The sequence below is a fragment of the Aquimarina sp. MMG016 genome, assembly GCF_018100805.1.
In the GTDB taxonomy this organism is placed as follows: Bacteria; Bacteroidota; Bacteroidia; order Flavobacteriales; family Flavobacteriaceae; genus Aquimarina.
Genome location: NZ_JAGJEA010000008.1, coordinates 42,255 through 60,695 on the forward strand (window position 1 = coordinate 42,255; position 18,441 = coordinate 60,695).

The window sequence follows — 18,441 nt, forward strand, 5'->3', positions numbered from 1 at the left end:
ATTTTATTTACGATTTAATTGTATTTTAAGATTTTTTTATGGATTTTTGAACAGGCTAATTCTAAAATTATTACACACAATGAAATCACCGACAAGGCAAATCCTAATGCTTTTGCTAGCATTAGTCGTGCATATTTCTTATGCGCAGGACAAAACTATAACTGGTAAAATTACCGATACTGATGGCAACCCTTTACCAGGTGTAAACATTATTATTAAAAACACCAACAGCGGAACTCAGTCTGATTTTGATGGAATATATTCTATCGAAACTTCTGAGGGAAATGTTCTTGTTTTTAGTTATTTAGGTTTTTCTAACAAGGAAATACCTGTAGGATCTAACACCGTAATCAATGTTCAATTAGAAGCATCTACTTCTGAACTAGAAGAGGTAATTGTAACGGCTCAAGGTATAAAACGAGAGAAGAAATCTCTGGGATATGCCGTGAGCGAAATTCAAAGTCAAGAAATTGAGCAACGTTCCGAAGGGGATATTGGAAGAGTATTATTTGGTAAAGCTGCCGGGGTACAGATTACTCAACAGAGTGGTCTTACTGGATCTGGTACCAATATCGTAATTAGAGGACAAAACTCGTTTAGTTCAAGTAACCAAGCACTATTTATAGTAGATGGAGTACCTTTTAGCACTGACACTAACGCGTCAGGACGACAAGGAGCACGAAATGACTTTGTAAATGGTAATAATGGATCCAGTAGATTTTTAGATTTGGACCCTAATAGTATTGAAAGCGTTAGTGTACTAAAAGGTTTGGCTGCATCGACCTTATACGGAAGTGATGGTAGGAACGGTGTTGTATTAATTACCACTAAAGCCGGAGCCTCTGGGAATGCTAAAAAGAAAATGGAAGTAACTATTGCTTCCTCCTATTTCTTTACTAAAATAGCATCTTTACCAGATTATCAAGATGAATATGGTAATGGTTTCGATCAATCTTTTGGATGGTTCTTTAGTAACTGGGGACCTAGCTTTAGAGAAGGTGGAGTTTCTGGTTATGGAAACAGTTCTGCAATTGATGAAAATGCGACACTTCCTCATCCATATTCTACTTCGACACCAGCAATCCAAGCAGCTTTCCCTGAATTTCAAGGAGCACGTTACGAATGGAGACCCTACGATAGTGTAGAAAAATTCTTTAGAATTGGAGGAGCTGCTTCAGTATCTGCAAACCTAAGAGGGGTTTCTGATAACGGAAAGATTTCATATAACATAAATTATGGTCATCTGGATGATAAAGGTTTTACTCCTGGAAATAAACTAGGCCGTAATTCTATAGGTATAGGAGGTAATGCAAAACTTAATAATAAGTTTACTATAAGTGGAACACTAAATTATGCCAGAACAAATTTTGTTTCACCTCCAGTTGCCTTAAGTCAGGGTAATGGAGCAACTGGTACAGGTTCCTCCATATTTGGAGATTTATGGTTTACTCCTAGGAGTATTGATATCCAAGGCCTCCCCTTTCAAGATCCTGTAACAGGTGGTAGCGTATATTATAGACAAAACAACAGTATACAACATCCATTATGGACATTAAACAATGCACAAACTTCGCAATTAACGAATCGTGTTTTTGGTAATGCTACTGTACAATATAATTTTAGTGATAATTTAAATATTTTTTATCGCGCAGGTGTTGACGTTTATAACGAGAGCAACGTAAACTATCAAAATAAAGGTGGGGTAAATAGTAATAGTGGTGATGTAAGATTGGCCAGTGGTTTTTATGAAACTTGGAATAACCTAAACTCTATTTTTGATCATAATATTGCCTTAACTGGAAATGCTCAGTTCAGCGAAAAAATTGGTACTAGTTTTAGTTTAGGTGCTACTACCAGAAATTTAATTTTTGATCAAAATGGTACAGCTAGTGATGGTCAACAATCATTTGGAGTTTTAAGACATTTTAACTTTTTAAGACAAAATGAAATACAATCATTTTTTGAAAGAAATATTGTTGGGGTGTATGGGCAAGCTCAATTTGATTATGATAACTATTTATTCGTAACCTTAGCAGGAAGGAATGATTGGGTATCTAATTTTGAAAGCGATAACAGATCCATTTTTTACCCAAGTGCTAGTGTATCTTTCTTACCAACCGCGGCTTTTAGAGATATGCAATCAGACATAATCAATTATATAAAAATAAGAGCAGGATATGGAACATCCGCAAGTTTTGGGGACCCCGGGTTCCCTGTTGCCAACACCTTGTTTTTAGACACACAAGATTTTCAGGATGGAGGTACTAATGTTGTATCCAATACTACAAGTGATGTTTTAGCAAACCCAGACTTAAAACCAGAATTACTTACGGAGTTTGAAGTTGGTTTGGAAGGTAAATTTTGGAAAAACAGAGTTTCTGTAGACTTATCACTATACTCAAGAATCACAGAAGATTTAATTATTGATAGACCATTAGGGCCAAGTACAGGTAACACCACCACAAGAACAAATATTGGTGAGATTGAAAACAAAGGACTAGAATTGGACTTAGGAGTTAGCTTAGTTCAAAGTGCAGTGGATGATGGCTTTAACTGGGATGCAAACTTGAATTTCACAACTTATAGATCCGAAGTTACTGACTTAGGATTAGATACGGACCTAGTAGTATACTCAGGTTTCTCTAATCTTGGAAACGCAGCTATAAAAGGAGAACCACTTGGTGTTCTTTTTGGTTCTAGAATATTAAGAGACGACAATGGTAATTTTGTAGTTGGTTCAGATGGGTTTTATGTTCAAGATCCTGAGGATGGCATTATTGGTGATCCTAATCCGGATTATGTCATGAACATTAAAAACACTTTTTCTTATAAAAATTTCTCATTAGGAGTACAAATTAATTATACTAAAGGAGGTGATATTTATTCAAGTACTATTTCCACTTTACTAGGTAGAGGTTTAATTACAGAAACCTTAGATAGAGAAAATACTTTTATCTTACCAGGAGTTGATACTAATGGAAACCCAAATACAGTACAAATAAATAATTCTGATTTCTATTTTAGCAATGTGTTATTCGGGCCTAATGAGAATCAAGTATATGATGCAACATTGATAAGGTTACAAGAAGTTTCACTTGGCTATACTCTTCCAAAAAAATTCTTAGACAATACACCTTTCGGTTCTTTAACAATGACTTTGTCGGGCAACAACCTTTGGTATGATGCCGTAAACACTCCAGATGGTGCAAATTTTGACCCTAATACTTCTGGAACAGGTGTTGGAAATGGATTTGGTTTTGATTTCATTAATGGCCCTAGTGCTAAAAGGTATGGATTTAGCATAAAGGCAACATTTTAATTTTATAATTTATAAAAAAATGAAAAATATAAATAAATATATAATAATAGTAACAAGTCTCTTTCTGGTTTTTTCATGCGAAACACTTGAATTAGATCTTAAGGACGACCCTAATTTCTTAACTCCTGATCAAGCAAGTGTAGATTTATTTTTAACTTCTCTCCAGGAAGATTTTGTTAGACAGATAGAAGGTGATGCAGATTTTGATTCTAATGACAATTGGGAAACTGGAGGAAACACCAATGGAGATGGGCTATCTTTATTCGGAACTGAATTAACAAGACTTACAGCGTCAACTTCCAGCAAACAATATAGTACCAATTATTTAGGTAGTGATTCTGATGATGAATGGGTGAATGCTTATCAAGGTATCTTGGCAGACATTAGAGCTATGGTCCCATTAGCAGAAGCAAATGGACAAATCAGACATATCGCTATTGCACAATTTATAGAAGCATATGTAATGACCGCTATGGTGGATTTTTATGGAGATGTACCTTATACAGAAGCTATTGGAGGAATAGACAATCTAAACCCTGTTCTAGACAGTGGAGCCTCTATATATGATGCGGCATTGGTTCTTTTAGATAATGCCATTACCAATTTCGAAAGTGATATAAACGCTGAGCTTGAACCTCCAACAATTTTCTTTTACGGAAATGACTACGACCAATGGGTTAAAGCTACAAATACGCTTAAAATGCGTTTGTATAACCAAAGACGTTTGGTTGACCCTAATGCACTTACGAGCATTCAAACTATATTAGATTCTGGTGATTATATTACTGATACGGTAGATGATTTTCAATTCAATTGGCCAGGTACAAGTGCTTCACAACCTGATACCAGACATCCTAGATATGGATTAAACTATACAGCTACAGGAGCTGGAGACTACATGTCAAACTGGCTAATGAATAAAATGAACACTTCTTCAGACCCAAGGATTCGCTATTATTTCTACAGACAAATTGGCGCAGTTCCTGGTGCACCTGGAGTACCTCCAAATGAAGAAACAATAGCCTGTTCTTTACAAAGTGCCCCTGCACATTATGTATCAGGAGGATTCACATTTTGTTATTTAGAGAATGGTTATTGGGGAAGAGATCATCATGATGATGGTGGTACTCCACCAGACGGTTTTCTACGTACTACATTTGGTGTCTACCCTGTTGGCGGGAATTTTGATGACGACCGATTTGATACAGATCCGGATAATAAAAATGTTGCTGCAGGTGCCGGTGGTGGTGGAGCGGGAATCACTCCTATTTTAACAGCTGCTTGGGTAGATTTTATGCAAGCAGAAATAGCCATGGTAAATGGAGATACTCCTGCTGCCTGGACTTTCATATCTGCAGGTTTAACAAAATCTATTGCAAAGGTGCAAAGTTTTGTTAGCCTTGACACTTCTGCTGACACTTCTTTTGAACCCACAAATACCGATGTTACTGATTTTATTGCAAGTGTTGAAGCTGAATTTAATGCAGCTGACATGGCAGGGAAATGGGATGTTTTGGGTGAACAATATTTTATCGCAGTATTTGGTAATGGAATTGAATCTTACAATTTTTATAGAAGAACAGGATATCCAACTACGCTACAGCCAAGTTTAGAGCCTAATCCAGGTACATTTATTAGATCTTTATTTTACCCAGCAAATGAGGTGAATACAAACGCTAATATTAGCCAAAAACCTGATCAGGCACAACCAGTATTTTGGGATAACAACCCTAATGCTCCAGTAGCAAATTAATAATTAAAAAATATTCTTCATGAAAAAATATATAAATAAATTCTTTGTTCTGCTTTTTGCATTCTCTATGATGCAATCTTGCGGTACAGACGATAAGACGATTGATAGTGTTATAGAAGGTGTTACCAATGGAGCTGTTTTAAGAACTATTAATGCCACTAATACATTTAATTTTTTTGATCCAGACGATACTCGATTTGTATTTGATGTAGCTCTCGAAGAACAAGATGCACAAAACGGTGGCTTGATCTCCGAAATTAGACTATACCAAAGCTTTACAGACAACCTGGAAGACGGCACCGATAATAGCCAAGACGAGGTACTAATCTTAACCGAAACAGGAAGTGGTTTAACCGTTTCAGATTTTGGCCTACCTCGATTAGATTTTTCATCAACATTAACCGAAGCTTTAGCTATTCATGGATTAAGTGCTGGAGAATTTAACGGAGGAGATACATTTAGTTTTCGCTTTGAATTAGAATTGACTGATGGAAGAGTATTTACTAATAACAACCTGGGTGGTACAGTTTCCGGGGGGTCGTTTTTCTCTTCTCCTTTCATATACAATGTAGGTATAAAATGTATTCCAATAACACCTTTTGCCGGAGAGTATACTCTAGACTTAGTAGATAGTTTTGGAGATGGTTGGGATGGTGCGTTCATTACGGTAACTATTGATGGTACAAGTACTGACTATACTATAGATGATGGCGAGGGAGCCCAGTTTACTGTAACAGTCCCTGATGGAACCACACAATTGGTGTTTACATATACCGCAGGTAGTTTTGAAGACGAGCATTCTTATACCATAGATTATGATGCCCTTGATGGCTCCGATCCATTGGAAGCAGCTTCAGATGGCCCTGGTCCATCAGCCGGAGAAATATTTTTAAATATTTGCTTATAATCGAAAACTCATTAAGTCAAAAAAGGTTTCTACGTGTAGAAACCTTTTTTAATTTAGGCACTTCTCACACCCTTTACGAAAATCACTTTTTGATTGATTTTTATCAGCGATAAAAAATGTGTTTTATACTTTTTGAAAACACTTATTCGTTTCTTTAACAACCTAACCAATATATATTTTAGATTAAAAAAGTCTTGTATTTTATTTCTAAAAGAGAAGTGGTCTCGTATCTTTAACCAGTTATTGAATCATTTAATTATATGAATAAGTTATTTTTTATATCCCTATCTATACTTCTTATATTTTATTCTTGCAAAAAGGACTCAAACATAAAAAAGACACAAGAAAAAACTACAACAGAAAAAGTAAGTAATGCGTCTTCACAACAACATTTTATAAAAATTCCATCTTCAACCAGTAATTTGCATTTTAAAAATATAATTCTTGATACCATTTCTACAAAATCCAATTTATTCGATTTTGATTTCTTTTATAATGGTGCCGGAGTCGGTATTGAAGATATAAATAATGATGGCTTAAAGGATATATTTTTCTGCGGCAACCAAGTACCCAACAAACTCTATATTAACAAAGGAAATCTTATTTTTGAAGACATCTCGGCAACTGCAAATATCAACACGAATAAAAATTGGTCTAATGGAGTCACCTTTGCAGATGTAAATAATGATGGTTGGATGGATATCTACATCTCTCAAGGAGGACCTAAAGATGAAAACTCCAGAAATAACTTGCTCCTTATTAATCAAAAAGATTTAACTTTTAAAGAAAAAGCTTCTGAATACGGATTAGACGATGCTGGCATAAGTACCCAGTCTGCTTTTTTTGATTTTGATAAAGATGGTGACTTAGATTGTATTGTAATGAATGAAAGTGAGTATTATGGACTAGATCCTAATACTTTTTATAACATTCTAAAAGATGAATCAAAACGAAATAAAAGTTCCAGTAATTTATACCAAAACACAAATGGGAGATTTGTAAACATTACAAAAAAGGCAGGCCTACTACAACCAAGTTTTGGATTGGGACTATGCATCAGTGACATTAATAATGATGGATGGCTAGATATCTACATAGCCAATGATTATTATGTTCCAGATGCTTTATATATCAATAACAAGAACAATACTTTTACGGATCAAATTAAAGAGTATACCAATCATGTATCATTTTATGGTATGGGCGTCGATATTGCTGATATAAACAACGATAATTTAAAGGATATTTTTGTTTTAGATATGGCTTCAAGTGATCACGTAAGATCAAAAACCTTAATGGCTTCTATGAATGTAAAAAAGTTTGATTTATTAATCAACAAACTTAATTTACACAATCAATACATGTTTAATTCATTACAACTGAATACTGGCAATAACAACTTTCATAATATCGCACAGCATACAGGGCTTTCTAAAACAGATTGGAGCTGGGCTGGACTCGTTTTTGATTTTAATAATGACCAAAATGATGACATCTATGTAACTAATGGTTATAGAAAATATGCCCTTGACAATGATATCCGGACATTAATCTATAAGGCAAAAAAATATTATAAAGGAAATGTCCCTTTGGAGGTAAAAAAAGAAATATACAACCGCTTACCCTCAGAAAAATTATCTAATATCCTTTTTAAAAACAATGGAGGGTTAAATTTTGAGAATATAACTTCTACAACACAACTTAATGAATTATCATTTTCTAACGGCGCAGCGTATTCGGACTTAGATAATGATGGTGACTTAGAAATTGTTGTAAACAATATAGATGGAGAATCGTTTTTATATAAAAACATGAGTATAGAAAACAACCAAGGAAGCTTTTTAAAAATTAATACCACGGGAAGTACATCTGAAGATTTTGCAAAGGTTACACTATATTATGATGACATAGTAAAAACTAAAGAGTCTAAAAGAGTAAGAGGTTATTTATCTTCCATCGACAAAACCATCCATTTTGGATTAGGAAAAATAACGTCTGTAGATAGCGTAAAAGTAAATTGGTTATCCGGAAAACAGGAAACATTATATAATATCAAAGCAAATACAACAATTAACGTATCTGAAAAAAATGCTGTTTTCAAAAAAAAATCAGAACCCAAAAAACAACTTATTTCACTTAAAAAAACAAAGACCTCTATACGTTTTAAACATATAGAAAACGATTACGACGATTTTGAAAACGAAATACTATTACCTTATAAACAATCCACATTAGGTCCCTATATCGCAAAAGGAGATGTAAATGGCGACAAAAAAGAGGATATATATATTGGTGGTGCTTCAGGGCAAGCAGGACAGTTGTTTATTCACTCCGCACAGGGTTTTAAAAAAAGTAACATTAACATATTTACTAAGGATGCTAAATTCGAGGATATGGAAACCTTATTCTTCGATTTTGATTCTGATGGTGATAATGACATATACGTGGTAAGTGGAGGAAATGAATTTAAAGAAAATTCAAAATACCTAAAAGATAGATTATATATAAATGATGGAAATGCAAATTTCACAAAACATCCATTCTCTGAAAACAATCCGAGTTTTAGTGGAAAAACAATAACGAAAATCGATTTTGACAAAGATGGTGACCTTGACTTAATCCTTGGAAACAGGATCATATCCCAAAAATACCCTTTCCCAGAATCTTCTATAATATATGAGAACATCGATGGAACCTTTAAAAATGTGACAAAAGAAATTGCACCTTCCTTTGAAAATTTCGGAATTGTGAATAAAGTAATTGCTACCGATTTTAATAATGATGGGTGGCAAGATTTTATTGCTGTGGGTGAATGGACTTCTATAGGAGTATTCAAAAATGTTCAAGGAAAATTCACAGATATTTCAAATAAAAGTAGTTTGGAGAACGAAAAAGGCTGGTGGTTTTCTATTACTGAAACTGATGTGAATAATGATGGTAATAAAGATTATATTATTGGAAACGTTGGCTTGAATTTTAAGTTTAAGGCAACCAAGCAAAAGCCTCTGCGTGTTTATGCAGATGATTTCGACTCAAATGGAACTCATGATATAGTATTAAGCTATAAATACAAAGGAAACTTTGTTCCCGCTAGAGGACGTGAATGTTCGTCACAACAAATGCCATTTATAGCAAAAAAAATCCCTACATATCAAGAGTTTGCCAATGCAGATTTAGAAAAAATATATGGTAATAAAATTAATACGGCATACCAAAGGGAAGCAAACGAATTTAACTCCATTCTTCTTTTAAACAAGGGCAATGATGGTTTTGAGAAAATAGTCTTGCCAAAAATGGCTCAAACCATACCTATTTTGGATAGCGAGCCATTTGACTTTAATTCAGATGGCTATGAAGATATAATTGTTGTTGGAACTATCTATAATACAGAAGTAGAAACTCCGCGTCTTGATAATGCATTTGGATTGGTATTGCTTTCAAATAAAAAAAACGGATACAATGTTCTCGGACCGGATAAAACAGGCTTTTATATTGATGGCAATGCAAAATCTGTTGAATTAATATCAAAGAAAAATAAAGAATTCTTACTAGTTGGCATGAACAATGCAGATATCGAAACCTTTCAACTTACATCATATACACTACCAACAGAACCTAAAATACCTTAACTTTATAAATCTTAATATATAGTATATCTAAAAAAACAACCACAAATTATTATGTCATGAAAAACTCACTTATTATTACCGTAGTATTTTTTTTTGTAATTGGTTGTATGCACGCTCAAAACCTAACATCAACCGACTTTAATAGTGGTGCAGCCGGACGACCAATAAAGTTTAACAATTTCAGAGCCCAAGCCGCAATTCTTAGCGGAAGCTTTGCTTCTATTAATTCACCTGGAAACTCAAGCCTAACGGATGGTTCTGTATACTTATTTGATACTTGGAAAAATAAAACCATCATAAAACTGAATGAGAAAAGCTACACCTTCTCCAATTTTAATTTTAATATTAAGAAAGAAGAGTTCATGTCACAAATTGAAGGAGATTCTCTTTATATTTTTGATTTTAAAACTATCGATAAAGTTATAGTAAACGGGAAAGAATTTAAGTCCTTTTTTGATCCTGCTGAAGGAACAAATAAAATATTTCAGGTAATTTATGAAAACAACGATTTTTCAATTCTAAAAAGATATTCTTTAAAAATCATTGAAGGTTCTCCTGACCCCATGCTAAATCGTAGCAAAAACAAAATCATGAAAATGGAAACTTATTTTATGATGAAGGGCACTAGGTTTACTCCTTTTAAATTAAAAAAGAAATTTATCACCAAATTAATTGAAAAAAATATAACTACTAAAGCAATAGACAAATACATTAAATCAAACAATCTCTCTTATAAAAATGAAAATGATTTAAAAAAGATATTTGATTATAGTTATAAAACAAAATAGTTTTCTTCAACAAATAACTGAAAATTGCCTGTTGATCATCTATACCAGTGTATTTACATATTTTTAAATAAGATTAGAATATGTGAAAATCAAAAAAATTAAATAGCTTTATATTATATTTAAAACTAATCTATCCATCATCATAGAATACCATCCTAAAAGCCAATAATTTACCGCATCTTTTACAACAACATTTCATCACAAAAAAGACAGCTTCGTTAAATCTGTAAAACTGTTTTTTTAAGTTAAAAAGATCAAATAATATTATTTGAAAAACAGATTCAAAACCTCGAAAACCCAGTACTATAACGTTGTAGTGATGTTTTACATTTTTTTAACACCTCAAAAACAATAATTAAAATTTTAATAACAAAAAGTTGTTTTATAAAGATATTATTATCATTTTTGGAGCTGGCTAATTCAAATAAATCGTAAAATGAGAACAAAGTTTAGTGGAATTTTAACGCTATTTCTAGCGTTTGTTGTGCAGATTACTTTTGCACAAGAAAAAACAATCTCAGGTAATGTAACCGATGACAAAGGGTTACCATTGCCAGGAGTAAACATTGTTGTGAAAAACACAGCAACAGGTACGCAATCCGATTTTGATGGTAACTTTACTATCAAAGCAAACAAAGGTGCAGTATTATCATTTAGTTATGTAGGTTTTTCTACTAAAGATATTGTAGTTGGAGATAATGATACTGTAAGTTTACAATTAGTACCAGATGCTTCGGAACTTGAAGAGGTAGTTGTAACAGCTTTAGGTATTGAACGTTCTGCAAGATCCTTAGGTTATGCTGTATCTACTATTAAATCTGATGATCTTAATGAAGTAAGAGAAACCAACTTACTTGGCGCATTACAGGGTAAAACATCCGGTGTAGTAATTCAAAATCAAAGTGGTAACGTTGGTGGTTCTACTAGAATATTAATTCGTGGTATATCAACTTTACAAGGTAATCAACAGCCTTTATTTGTAGTTGATGGTGTGCCGATTTCTAATCAAAACGTTGCAACTGGATCTAGAATTACTGGAGGATTTGACTTTGGTAACAGAGCACAAGATATTAACCCTGATGACATTGAGAGTATTTCTGTACTTAAAGGTGCATCAGCAGCTGCCTTATATGGATCTAGAGCATCAGGTGGTGTAATTGTAATAACTACAAAAAAGGGGAAACAAGGTCAAAAAGCTAGTATTAGCTTTAACACAAGTCTTAGATTTGACAATGCATTAAGACTACCTGATTTTCAAAATCAATTTGTAAGTGGTGATGATGGTGTTTATGATTTTGCCGTTCCTAATGGAGAGCAGACTACTGCTGGTTGGGGACCTTCTATCAATGATCCTTCAATAGCTGGACAAACTTTTGAGAATTTGAGAGGACAACAAGTTCCTTTTAGAATTTTTGAAGATGGTGTTGAAGATTTTTATAATACAGGATCAACATCTATTAATAGTTTAACTGTATCGGGAGCTTCTCAAAATGGAGATGACTATAGATTAAGTCTTGCTTATACTGATCAAAAGGGTATTATTCCTAATTCTGCGTTAAACAGAACTAACTTAGGTCTTAATGCCGGAAAAGCATTTAACGATAAATTAAGCTCTAGATTTAGTGTGAATTATGTTAGAACAAATACAAGAGGTACTGCTGCCGCGGGAGCAAATGACCCTAACGTATTAACCAATATAATTAATGGTCTATCGAGAATAACTGACTTTTCATTATTCGATCCAGAAGTTGATGAATTTGGCAATCAAATAAATGACCCAGGAGGTCAGTCGAATAACCCGCTTTTCATTGCTCGTCAAAATGCTACTGAAACTACTGTTCAGCGTTTCTTTGGTAATGCTTCATTACAGTACAGACCTTTTGAAAGTTTTGACATCTTAGGTAGAGCTGGATATGATACATATACAGATACTCGTCTAATTCATAATAGTATTGGTACTATTGGTCAATTACGAGGTAATTATACTGATGATTTCATAAACAATAGAGAGGTTACATTAGATCTTATTGCTACTTACGACAAAGCATTAGGTCAAAATTTCAACCTTACACTTAGAGGTGGTACACAATGGAATGAACGTGTTTTTGAGCGTATTGGAAATACAGGTCAAAACCTAACGGTTCCAGAATTATTTGATCCAGGTAATGCTGAAGTAAACAGCCCTTTTAAAGATTTTGCTTTAAGAAGAATTTTTGGAGCTTTTGGAGATCTAACTATAGATTATAAAAATTGGTTAATACTAAATGCTACTGGTAGAAATGATTGGTCATCTACTTTACCTGAGAGCAATAATAGCTTCTTTTACCCTTCTGTTGCTTTAAGTTTTGTCTTCTCAGACGCTTTAAACATTCAAAGTGACTTCCTAAGCTACGGTAAATTAAGAGGAAGTTGGGCAAATGTAGGAGTTGATACAGGAGCATACCTTCTTGATTTTACTTTTAATCCGGACACTGGATTTTTCCAGCAGTTTGGTCAAGGTGGAACATATCCATTTGGAGGTGCTTTAGCATTTAACTCAGATGGTCTATTGGCTGATCAGGATCTAAAACCTGAAAACCAAGAAAACTTTGAAATAGGTTTAGAAGTAGGATTATTTAATAACAGGTTATTAATAGATGCTACCTATTATGAAAACTTTACAGAGGATCAGATTTTACAAGTACCTACTCCACAAACTTCTGGTTTTGGAAACTTCTTGACCAATGTTGGACAAATAAGTAATAAAGGTGTTGAGATACAACTTAATGCTAAGGTTATTAAATCTGAAGATTTTAGTTGGGATGTTGATTACAATTTCACTACTAATCAATTCAATGTCGATGACTTAGGAGAATTACCAGGTGGTGCTCTAAATTTAGCAACTGGATTTAATGGTATTGCAATTAGAGCAGTTGAAGGAGAAGATTTACAACTTTTCGGTCCTCGCTGGTTAAGAGCTACAGATGCTAATGGAAATGACATAGAAGATCAGATCTTAGTAGATGCTAATGGTATCCGTCAAGTAGGTCAGTCTGCAGAATTAGGAAGCATATTCCCTGATTATACTATGGGTATTACTTCTACTTTTAGATATAAAGGATGGAGACTATCAACTACTTTTGATTATAGAGAAGGTGGTAAGGTATTCTCAAACACTGTTGGTCAATTAAGAAGAACCGGATTAGCTGAAGAAACAGCAGTAAATAATCGTGAGGTTTTTGTTGATCCAAATACATTCCAGTTGGATGCTTCAGGTGCAGTTGTTCCAAACACTACTCCTGTTTCTAGTGTTCAGGATTACTGGGGAGGTTTTTCAAATGCTAGTGTTGTAGAAGGAAATGTTTTTGACGCTACTTTTATTAAATGGAGAGAAATAAGCTTGGCATATACATTCTCTGATAAGATTCTTCAAAACACTCCTATAAAGTCTTTACAAATTGCTTTAGAAGGACGTAATCTTGCAATCTTTAATACTGATGTTCCACATATTGATCCAGAAGCTGGTTTAGGTGGTTCTGCAAGTAACTTGCAAGGTATAGAAAGAGGTGGTGTACCTTCTACTAGAAGTTTTGGATTTAACATACAAGCAAATTTTTAAAATGAAAAAGATGAAAAATATTCTTATAAATAAGATTGGTATATTCTTCTTAGCTGCTTCTACACTGTTTCTATCTGGGTGTGAAGGCTCGATAGAAGGTATTAACTCTGACCCGCTTGCAGCTTTAGATATAGACCCTGCTCTATTAATGCCGCAAGTATTATTAGGTGGTATAACAGCAAATAGAACTGTTGAACAATTTCAAATGAGTACTCATTCGCAGCATTGGTCGTTTTCTGCAGCATTTGGTGTATTCGTAAACCCGGAAAGAGGTACTGTTGGACCAAATACTACAAACAATATTTGGGTAGGTAACTATACTACTGGTTTGAGAAACTTACAACAGATGAGACTTCTTACTGAAGAAAACAACCCTTCAGCTACTAATATAATTGGACAAGCAAAGGTATTAGAAGCTTTTATATATCTTAATCTTACTCAGATATTTGGTTCTGTACCATTTAGTGAAGCAATCCAAGTAAATGACTTCCCGAATCCTAATTTCGATAGTCAGGAAGATATCCTAAGAGGTATTCCAGATCTAATCGATGAAGCTATTGCTGCTTTATCATCGGATACTGATATCATTGGGGCTCCTGCAGATTTGATATATGGTGGAGACAGAGAAAGTTGGGTACGTTTTGGAAATTCTATCAAATTAAAAGCTTTAATGCTTATTGCTAATGTTGATCCAGCTTCAGTTCAAACTCAATTACAAGAAGTTGCAAGTCAACCATTAATTACTACTAATGCATTCGAGGCTAAATTAGACTATTTAGATGTTGCGGGTAATCAAAACCCTATATACACATTAATTGTACAATTTGCTGGAGGTGATCAAGATTTTTATTCTGGTGGATCAACTCTTATAAGCCTTATGAATAATAATAATGACCCTAGAAGAGCTGCTTATTTTGATGAAATAACTTCTGGTGGTTATGTAGGGCAACCTCAAGGAGAATTTCTTCTAGACAGAGATCAGTTTTCACAAGTTTCTTTGGATGTTATTCGTCCTGAGTTACCGGATAGATATATAACTGCACCTGAGGTTAATTTTTATTTAGCAGAAGCTGCATTATTAGGATGGATTAGCGGTGATGCTAATGCTTTTTATCAAGCTGGTGTACAAGCATCTCTTGGACGATATGATGGTCTTGCAAATGCAGTTCCACAAGCGGATAAAGACACATATATGGCATCAGCAAGAGGTTCTATCAGTGGAGATTCTCAGGCTGATGCGTTAAGAAAAATTCATGAAGAGCATTATGTTGCAGATTTTATGAGACATATGGAATCTTGGACTACTATTAGACGAAATAGAGTTCCAGCTTATGAAGCTATTGACGGTACAGTCTTAACAGATAACATTCGTAGATACCAAGTACCTCTAAGTGAGCTTACTTCGAATCCGAATGCTCCCGATTTAGTTCCATTTATCACACCAATGTTTTTTGAAAAGTAAGACCAAAAGTATTATTTACTTTTAACTTATAATTGTACAACCCTCTGAAAATTTTCAGAGGGTTGTTCTTTTTATATATATCTTTGCCAACTATGAAAGGAGAAAACCAAATTTTTGGAATAAGAGCAGTTATCGAAGCAATACGATCTGGGAAAACAATGGATAAGCTATTTATCCAAAAAGGATTACAGGGAGAACTTGCCAGAGAGTTAAGTACAATTATAAAAAAAGAAGGAATTAGTTTCTCGTACGTTCCTGTTGAAAAACTAAACAGACTGACACGTAAAAACCACCAAGGTGTTGTCGCATTAACATCTCCTATCGAATTTCATGATCTTGAAAATTTAGTATTACAAGTAGTAGAATCCGGAGAAACTCCCTTATTCTTAATTCTAGATCAATTATCTGATGTCCGTAATTTTGGAGCAATTATTAGAACAGCAGAATGCACTGGGGTTCATGGTATCATTATTCAGAAAAAAGGTGGGGCACCGGTTAGTGCTGATACTGTAAAAACTTCTGCGGGAGCCATATTTAAAATTCCTATCTGCAAAGTGGATCATATCAAAGATGCTTTATTTTATCTTCAAGGATCAGGAATACAAATCATTGCTGCCACCGAAAAAGCTTCAGGAAATATATACGATCTAGATTTAACGATTCCGTCTGCTATAATTATGGGAAGTGAAGGTAAAGGAATATCCAACTCTGTTCTAAAACTAGTTGACCAACAGGCTAAACTACCTATGTATGGAGAAATAGCTTCTCTTAATGTTTCTGTCGCTTGTGGAGTATTTCTTTACGAAACGATAAGACAAAGATTATAATTAGTTGACTAGCCTTCGTGTTTAGTATCGTCTTCTTTATAGTTATAAATAACTTTTACCTCTTCAATTTCAACATCCTCTTCAGGAATTCGCTCTATAAAATTACCATTCTCATCAAAATGTTTTAAAAACTCATCTTCTTCTTCATTATAATCAGGTGATTCCCAAATATATCTTTTAGGCTTCGCTACTCCCCTTCTGATCAGAAGCGCTAACAAAGTTCCTGTTATCAAGCCAGAAAGATGACCTTCCCACGATATTTTTGGATCTATAGGAGCAATATACCATATCATACTTCCGTAGATAAAAACCACAATAAAAGAAACTGCAATCAATCTAAAATGTTTAGCCAATATTCCTTTAAAAAATAAAAATCCAAATAACATATAAATAACCCCACTAGCACCAATATGATTCGCTGGTCTTCCTATTAACCAAGTCAAAAAACCAGTCATAAACACTCCAATAAGTAAAACTTTCCAGGCATTATTTTGATAAAAAAAGAAAAGTGAGGCGGATAAGATAAGTAACGGCAAAGTATTATGCCACAAATGAGACATATCTGAATGTATAAAAGGAGAAAACAATATTCCTCTTAAACCAACAATACTTCGAGGAGACACTCCGAAATGATTAAAATCAAAACCAAAACGAATTTCAAACCAAAAAACGATCCATATCGCCAAAACAAATAATAAAGGGTATGCAACAACACCTGTATTAAAGCTAAAATAATCCTTCTCTTTTGTCATAACCAATGATAATCAAAAAACCCTCCAAAAATAAAATGCTGTTAGATTGTCAGTATTCTTAGAAATATCAATAAAAAAATTAAAACTTTATAACATATTACCTTTACCACTTTGTAAATTTACAATTATGAATGAACCACTTGCAGAGCGAATACGACCGAAATCTTTATCAGCTTATCTTAGTCAAGAACATTTAGTGGGTAATGACGGTTCTCTGACTCATCAAATTACGAAAGGAATTATACCATCTTTAATATTATGGGGACCTCCTGGAGTAGGTAAGACCACTTTGGCCAATATCATAGCCAATGAATCAGGTAGACCTTTTTATACTCTAAGTGCAATTAATAGTGGAGTAAAAGAAGTTAGAGACGTTATAGAGAAAGCAAAACAAAGTGGAGGTTTATTTACTACTAAAAACCCTATACTATTCATTGATGAAATCCATCGTTTTAGTAAGTCTCAACAAGACTCTCTATTAGGAGCTGTCGAAAAGGGGTGGATAACACTCATTGGAGCAACCACAGAAAATCCAAGTTTTGAAGTTATCCCTGCATTATTATCTCGTTGTCAAGTATATGTTCTTAATGCCTTTGGAAAAGAAGAATTAGAGGCTTTGTTACAAAGAGCAATGAAAGAGGATGAATATTTAAAGTCTAGAGATATTCAACTTAAAGAAACTGAATCTTTATTGAGGCTAAGTGGTGGAGATGCTAGAAAATTGCTTAATATTTTTGAGTTAATAGTTTCTAGTCAAGATCAAGATCCTATAGTGTTGACTAATGATTTGGTTACGAAATTAGTACAACAAAATACAGTTAGATACGATAAAACCGGTGAGCAGCATTATGATATCATATCTGCTTTTATAAAATCAGTGAGAGGTAGTGATCCTAATGCAGCAGTTTATTGGTTAGCGCGAATGATTGAAGGAGGTGAGGATCTTAAGTTTATCGCCCGTCGAATGATTATTTTAGCTTCAGAAGATATCGGAAATGCTAATCCTACTGCTCTTATTATGGCTAACAATACTTTTCAGGCTGTGACCACTATAGGATATCCAGAATCAAGGATTATATTAAGTCAATGTGCTGTATATTTAGCTACTTCTCCAAAAAGTAATGCATCCTATATGGCGATTAACAAAGCCCAACAATTGGTGAAACAAACTGGTGACTTATCCATTCCGTTACATATTAGAAATGCTCCAACTAAACTAATGAAAGAGTTAGGCTATGGCGAAGACTATAAGTATGCTCATAATCATCAAAACAACTTCGTAGAACAAGAATTTCTTCCAGAAGAGATTGCTAATACAAAGTTATATGAGCCCGGTAATAATAGTCGTGAAAATGCTTTAAGAGAATTTCTTAAATCACGTTGGAAAGATAAATATGATTACTAGC

10 protein-coding genes are annotated in these 18,441 nt (G+C 33.9%); 9 read left to right on the forward strand and 1 reads right to left on the reverse strand.

The window, feature by feature from the left end:
* Positions 1-79: 79 nt before the first annotated feature.
* The 8 genes from J8M14_RS15430 to rlmB all read left to right on the forward strand — a co-directional run bounded on the left by J8M14_RS15430 (position 80) and on the right by rlmB (position 16,283).
* Positions 80-3,319: a SusC/RagA family TonB-linked outer membrane protein gene (locus tag J8M14_RS15430; protein WP_211075704.1), complete on the forward strand. Its 3,240-nt coding sequence runs from the start codon at positions 80-82 to the stop codon at positions 3,317-3,319.
* A 19-nt stretch (positions 3,320-3,338) separates the two neighbouring features.
* The gene (locus tag J8M14_RS15435) at positions 3,339-5,072 is read left to right on the forward strand and encodes a SusD/RagB family nutrient-binding outer membrane lipoprotein (protein WP_211075705.1); all 1,734 of its coding nucleotides are present in this window, start codon (positions 3,339-3,341) and stop codon (positions 5,070-5,072) included.
* 19 nt (positions 5,073-5,091) lie between these two features.
* On the forward strand, positions 5,092-5,979 hold the full coding sequence (locus J8M14_RS15440; protein WP_211075706.1) for a hypothetical protein: 888 nt from the start codon (positions 5,092-5,094) through the stop codon (positions 5,977-5,979).
* 260 nt (positions 5,980-6,239) lie between these two features.
* On the forward strand, positions 6,240-9,608 hold the full coding sequence (locus tag J8M14_RS15445; RefSeq protein WP_211075707.1) for a VCBS repeat-containing protein: 3,369 nt from the start codon (positions 6,240-6,242) through the stop codon (positions 9,606-9,608).
* A gap of 56 nt (positions 9,609-9,664) precedes the next feature.
* The gene (locus tag J8M14_RS15450; protein ID WP_211075708.1) at positions 9,665-10,396 is read left to right on the forward strand and encodes a hypothetical protein; all 732 of its coding nucleotides are present in this window, start codon (positions 9,665-9,667) and stop codon (positions 10,394-10,396) included.
* A gap of 436 nt (positions 10,397-10,832) precedes the next feature.
* A complete protein-coding gene (locus tag J8M14_RS15455) occupies positions 10,833-13,994 on the forward strand; it encodes a SusC/RagA family TonB-linked outer membrane protein (protein WP_211075709.1) in 3,162 nt (1,053 codons plus the stop codon).
* 10 nt (positions 13,995-14,004) lie between these two features.
* A complete protein-coding gene (locus tag J8M14_RS15460) occupies positions 14,005-15,456 on the forward strand; it encodes a SusD/RagB family nutrient-binding outer membrane lipoprotein (protein ID WP_211075710.1) in 1,452 nt (483 codons plus the stop codon).
* 92 nt (positions 15,457-15,548) lie between these two features.
* Entirely contained in the window at positions 15,549-16,283 is a 735-nt protein-coding gene (gene rlmB, locus J8M14_RS15465) for a 23S rRNA (guanosine(2251)-2'-O)-methyltransferase RlmB (protein WP_211075711.1), read from the forward strand.
* A gap of 8 nt (positions 16,284-16,291) precedes the next feature.
* On the opposite strand, the gene J8M14_RS15470 is transcribed toward rlmB, so the two are convergent.
* Positions 16,292-17,035 carry a rhomboid family intramembrane serine protease gene (locus tag J8M14_RS15470; RefSeq protein ID WP_211075712.1) on the reverse strand — a complete coding sequence of 248 codons (744 nt, stop codon included), beginning with the start codon at positions 17,033-17,035 and terminating at the stop codon, positions 16,292-16,294.
* 127 nt (positions 17,036-17,162) lie between these two features.
* Here J8M14_RS15470 and J8M14_RS15475 point away from each other — a divergent pair, with 127 nt between their 5' ends.
* A complete protein-coding gene (locus J8M14_RS15475; RefSeq protein ID WP_211075713.1) occupies positions 17,163-18,440 on the forward strand; it encodes a replication-associated recombination protein A in 1,278 nt (425 codons plus the stop codon).
* Position 18,441: the final 1 nt, after the last annotated feature.

What these genes read in the sequence shown, in the direction of transcription:
- J8M14_RS15475 (WP_211075713.1), top strand. Translation starts at nt 17,163, where the DNA reads ATGAATGAACCACTTGCAGAGCGAATACGACCGAAATCTTTATCAGCT.
- J8M14_RS15470 (WP_211075712.1), bottom strand. Translation starts at nt 17,035, where the DNA reads ATGACAAAAGAGAAGGATTATTTTAGCTTTAATACAGGTGTTGTTGCA.
- J8M14_RS15460 (WP_211075710.1), top strand. Translation starts at nt 14,005, where the DNA reads ATGAAAAATATTCTTATAAATAAGATTGGTATATTCTTCTTAGCTGCT.
- J8M14_RS15445 (WP_211075707.1), top strand. Translation starts at nt 6,240, where the DNA reads ATGAATAAGTTATTTTTTATATCCCTATCTATACTTCTTATATTTTAT.
- J8M14_RS15455 (WP_211075709.1), top strand. Translation starts at nt 10,833, where the DNA reads ATGAGAACAAAGTTTAGTGGAATTTTAACGCTATTTCTAGCGTTTGTT.
- J8M14_RS15440 (WP_211075706.1), top strand. Translation starts at nt 5,092, where the DNA reads ATGAAAAAATATATAAATAAATTCTTTGTTCTGCTTTTTGCATTCTCT.
- J8M14_RS15430 (WP_211075704.1), top strand. Translation starts at nt 80, where the DNA reads ATGAAATCACCGACAAGGCAAATCCTAATGCTTTTGCTAGCATTAGTC.
- J8M14_RS15450 (WP_211075708.1), top strand. Translation starts at nt 9,665, where the DNA reads ATGAAAAACTCACTTATTATTACCGTAGTATTTTTTTTTGTAATTGGT.
- J8M14_RS15435 (WP_211075705.1), top strand. Translation starts at nt 3,339, where the DNA reads ATGAAAAATATAAATAAATATATAATAATAGTAACAAGTCTCTTTCTG.
- rlmB (WP_211075711.1), top strand. Translation starts at nt 15,549, where the DNA reads ATGAAAGGAGAAAACCAAATTTTTGGAATAAGAGCAGTTATCGAAGCA.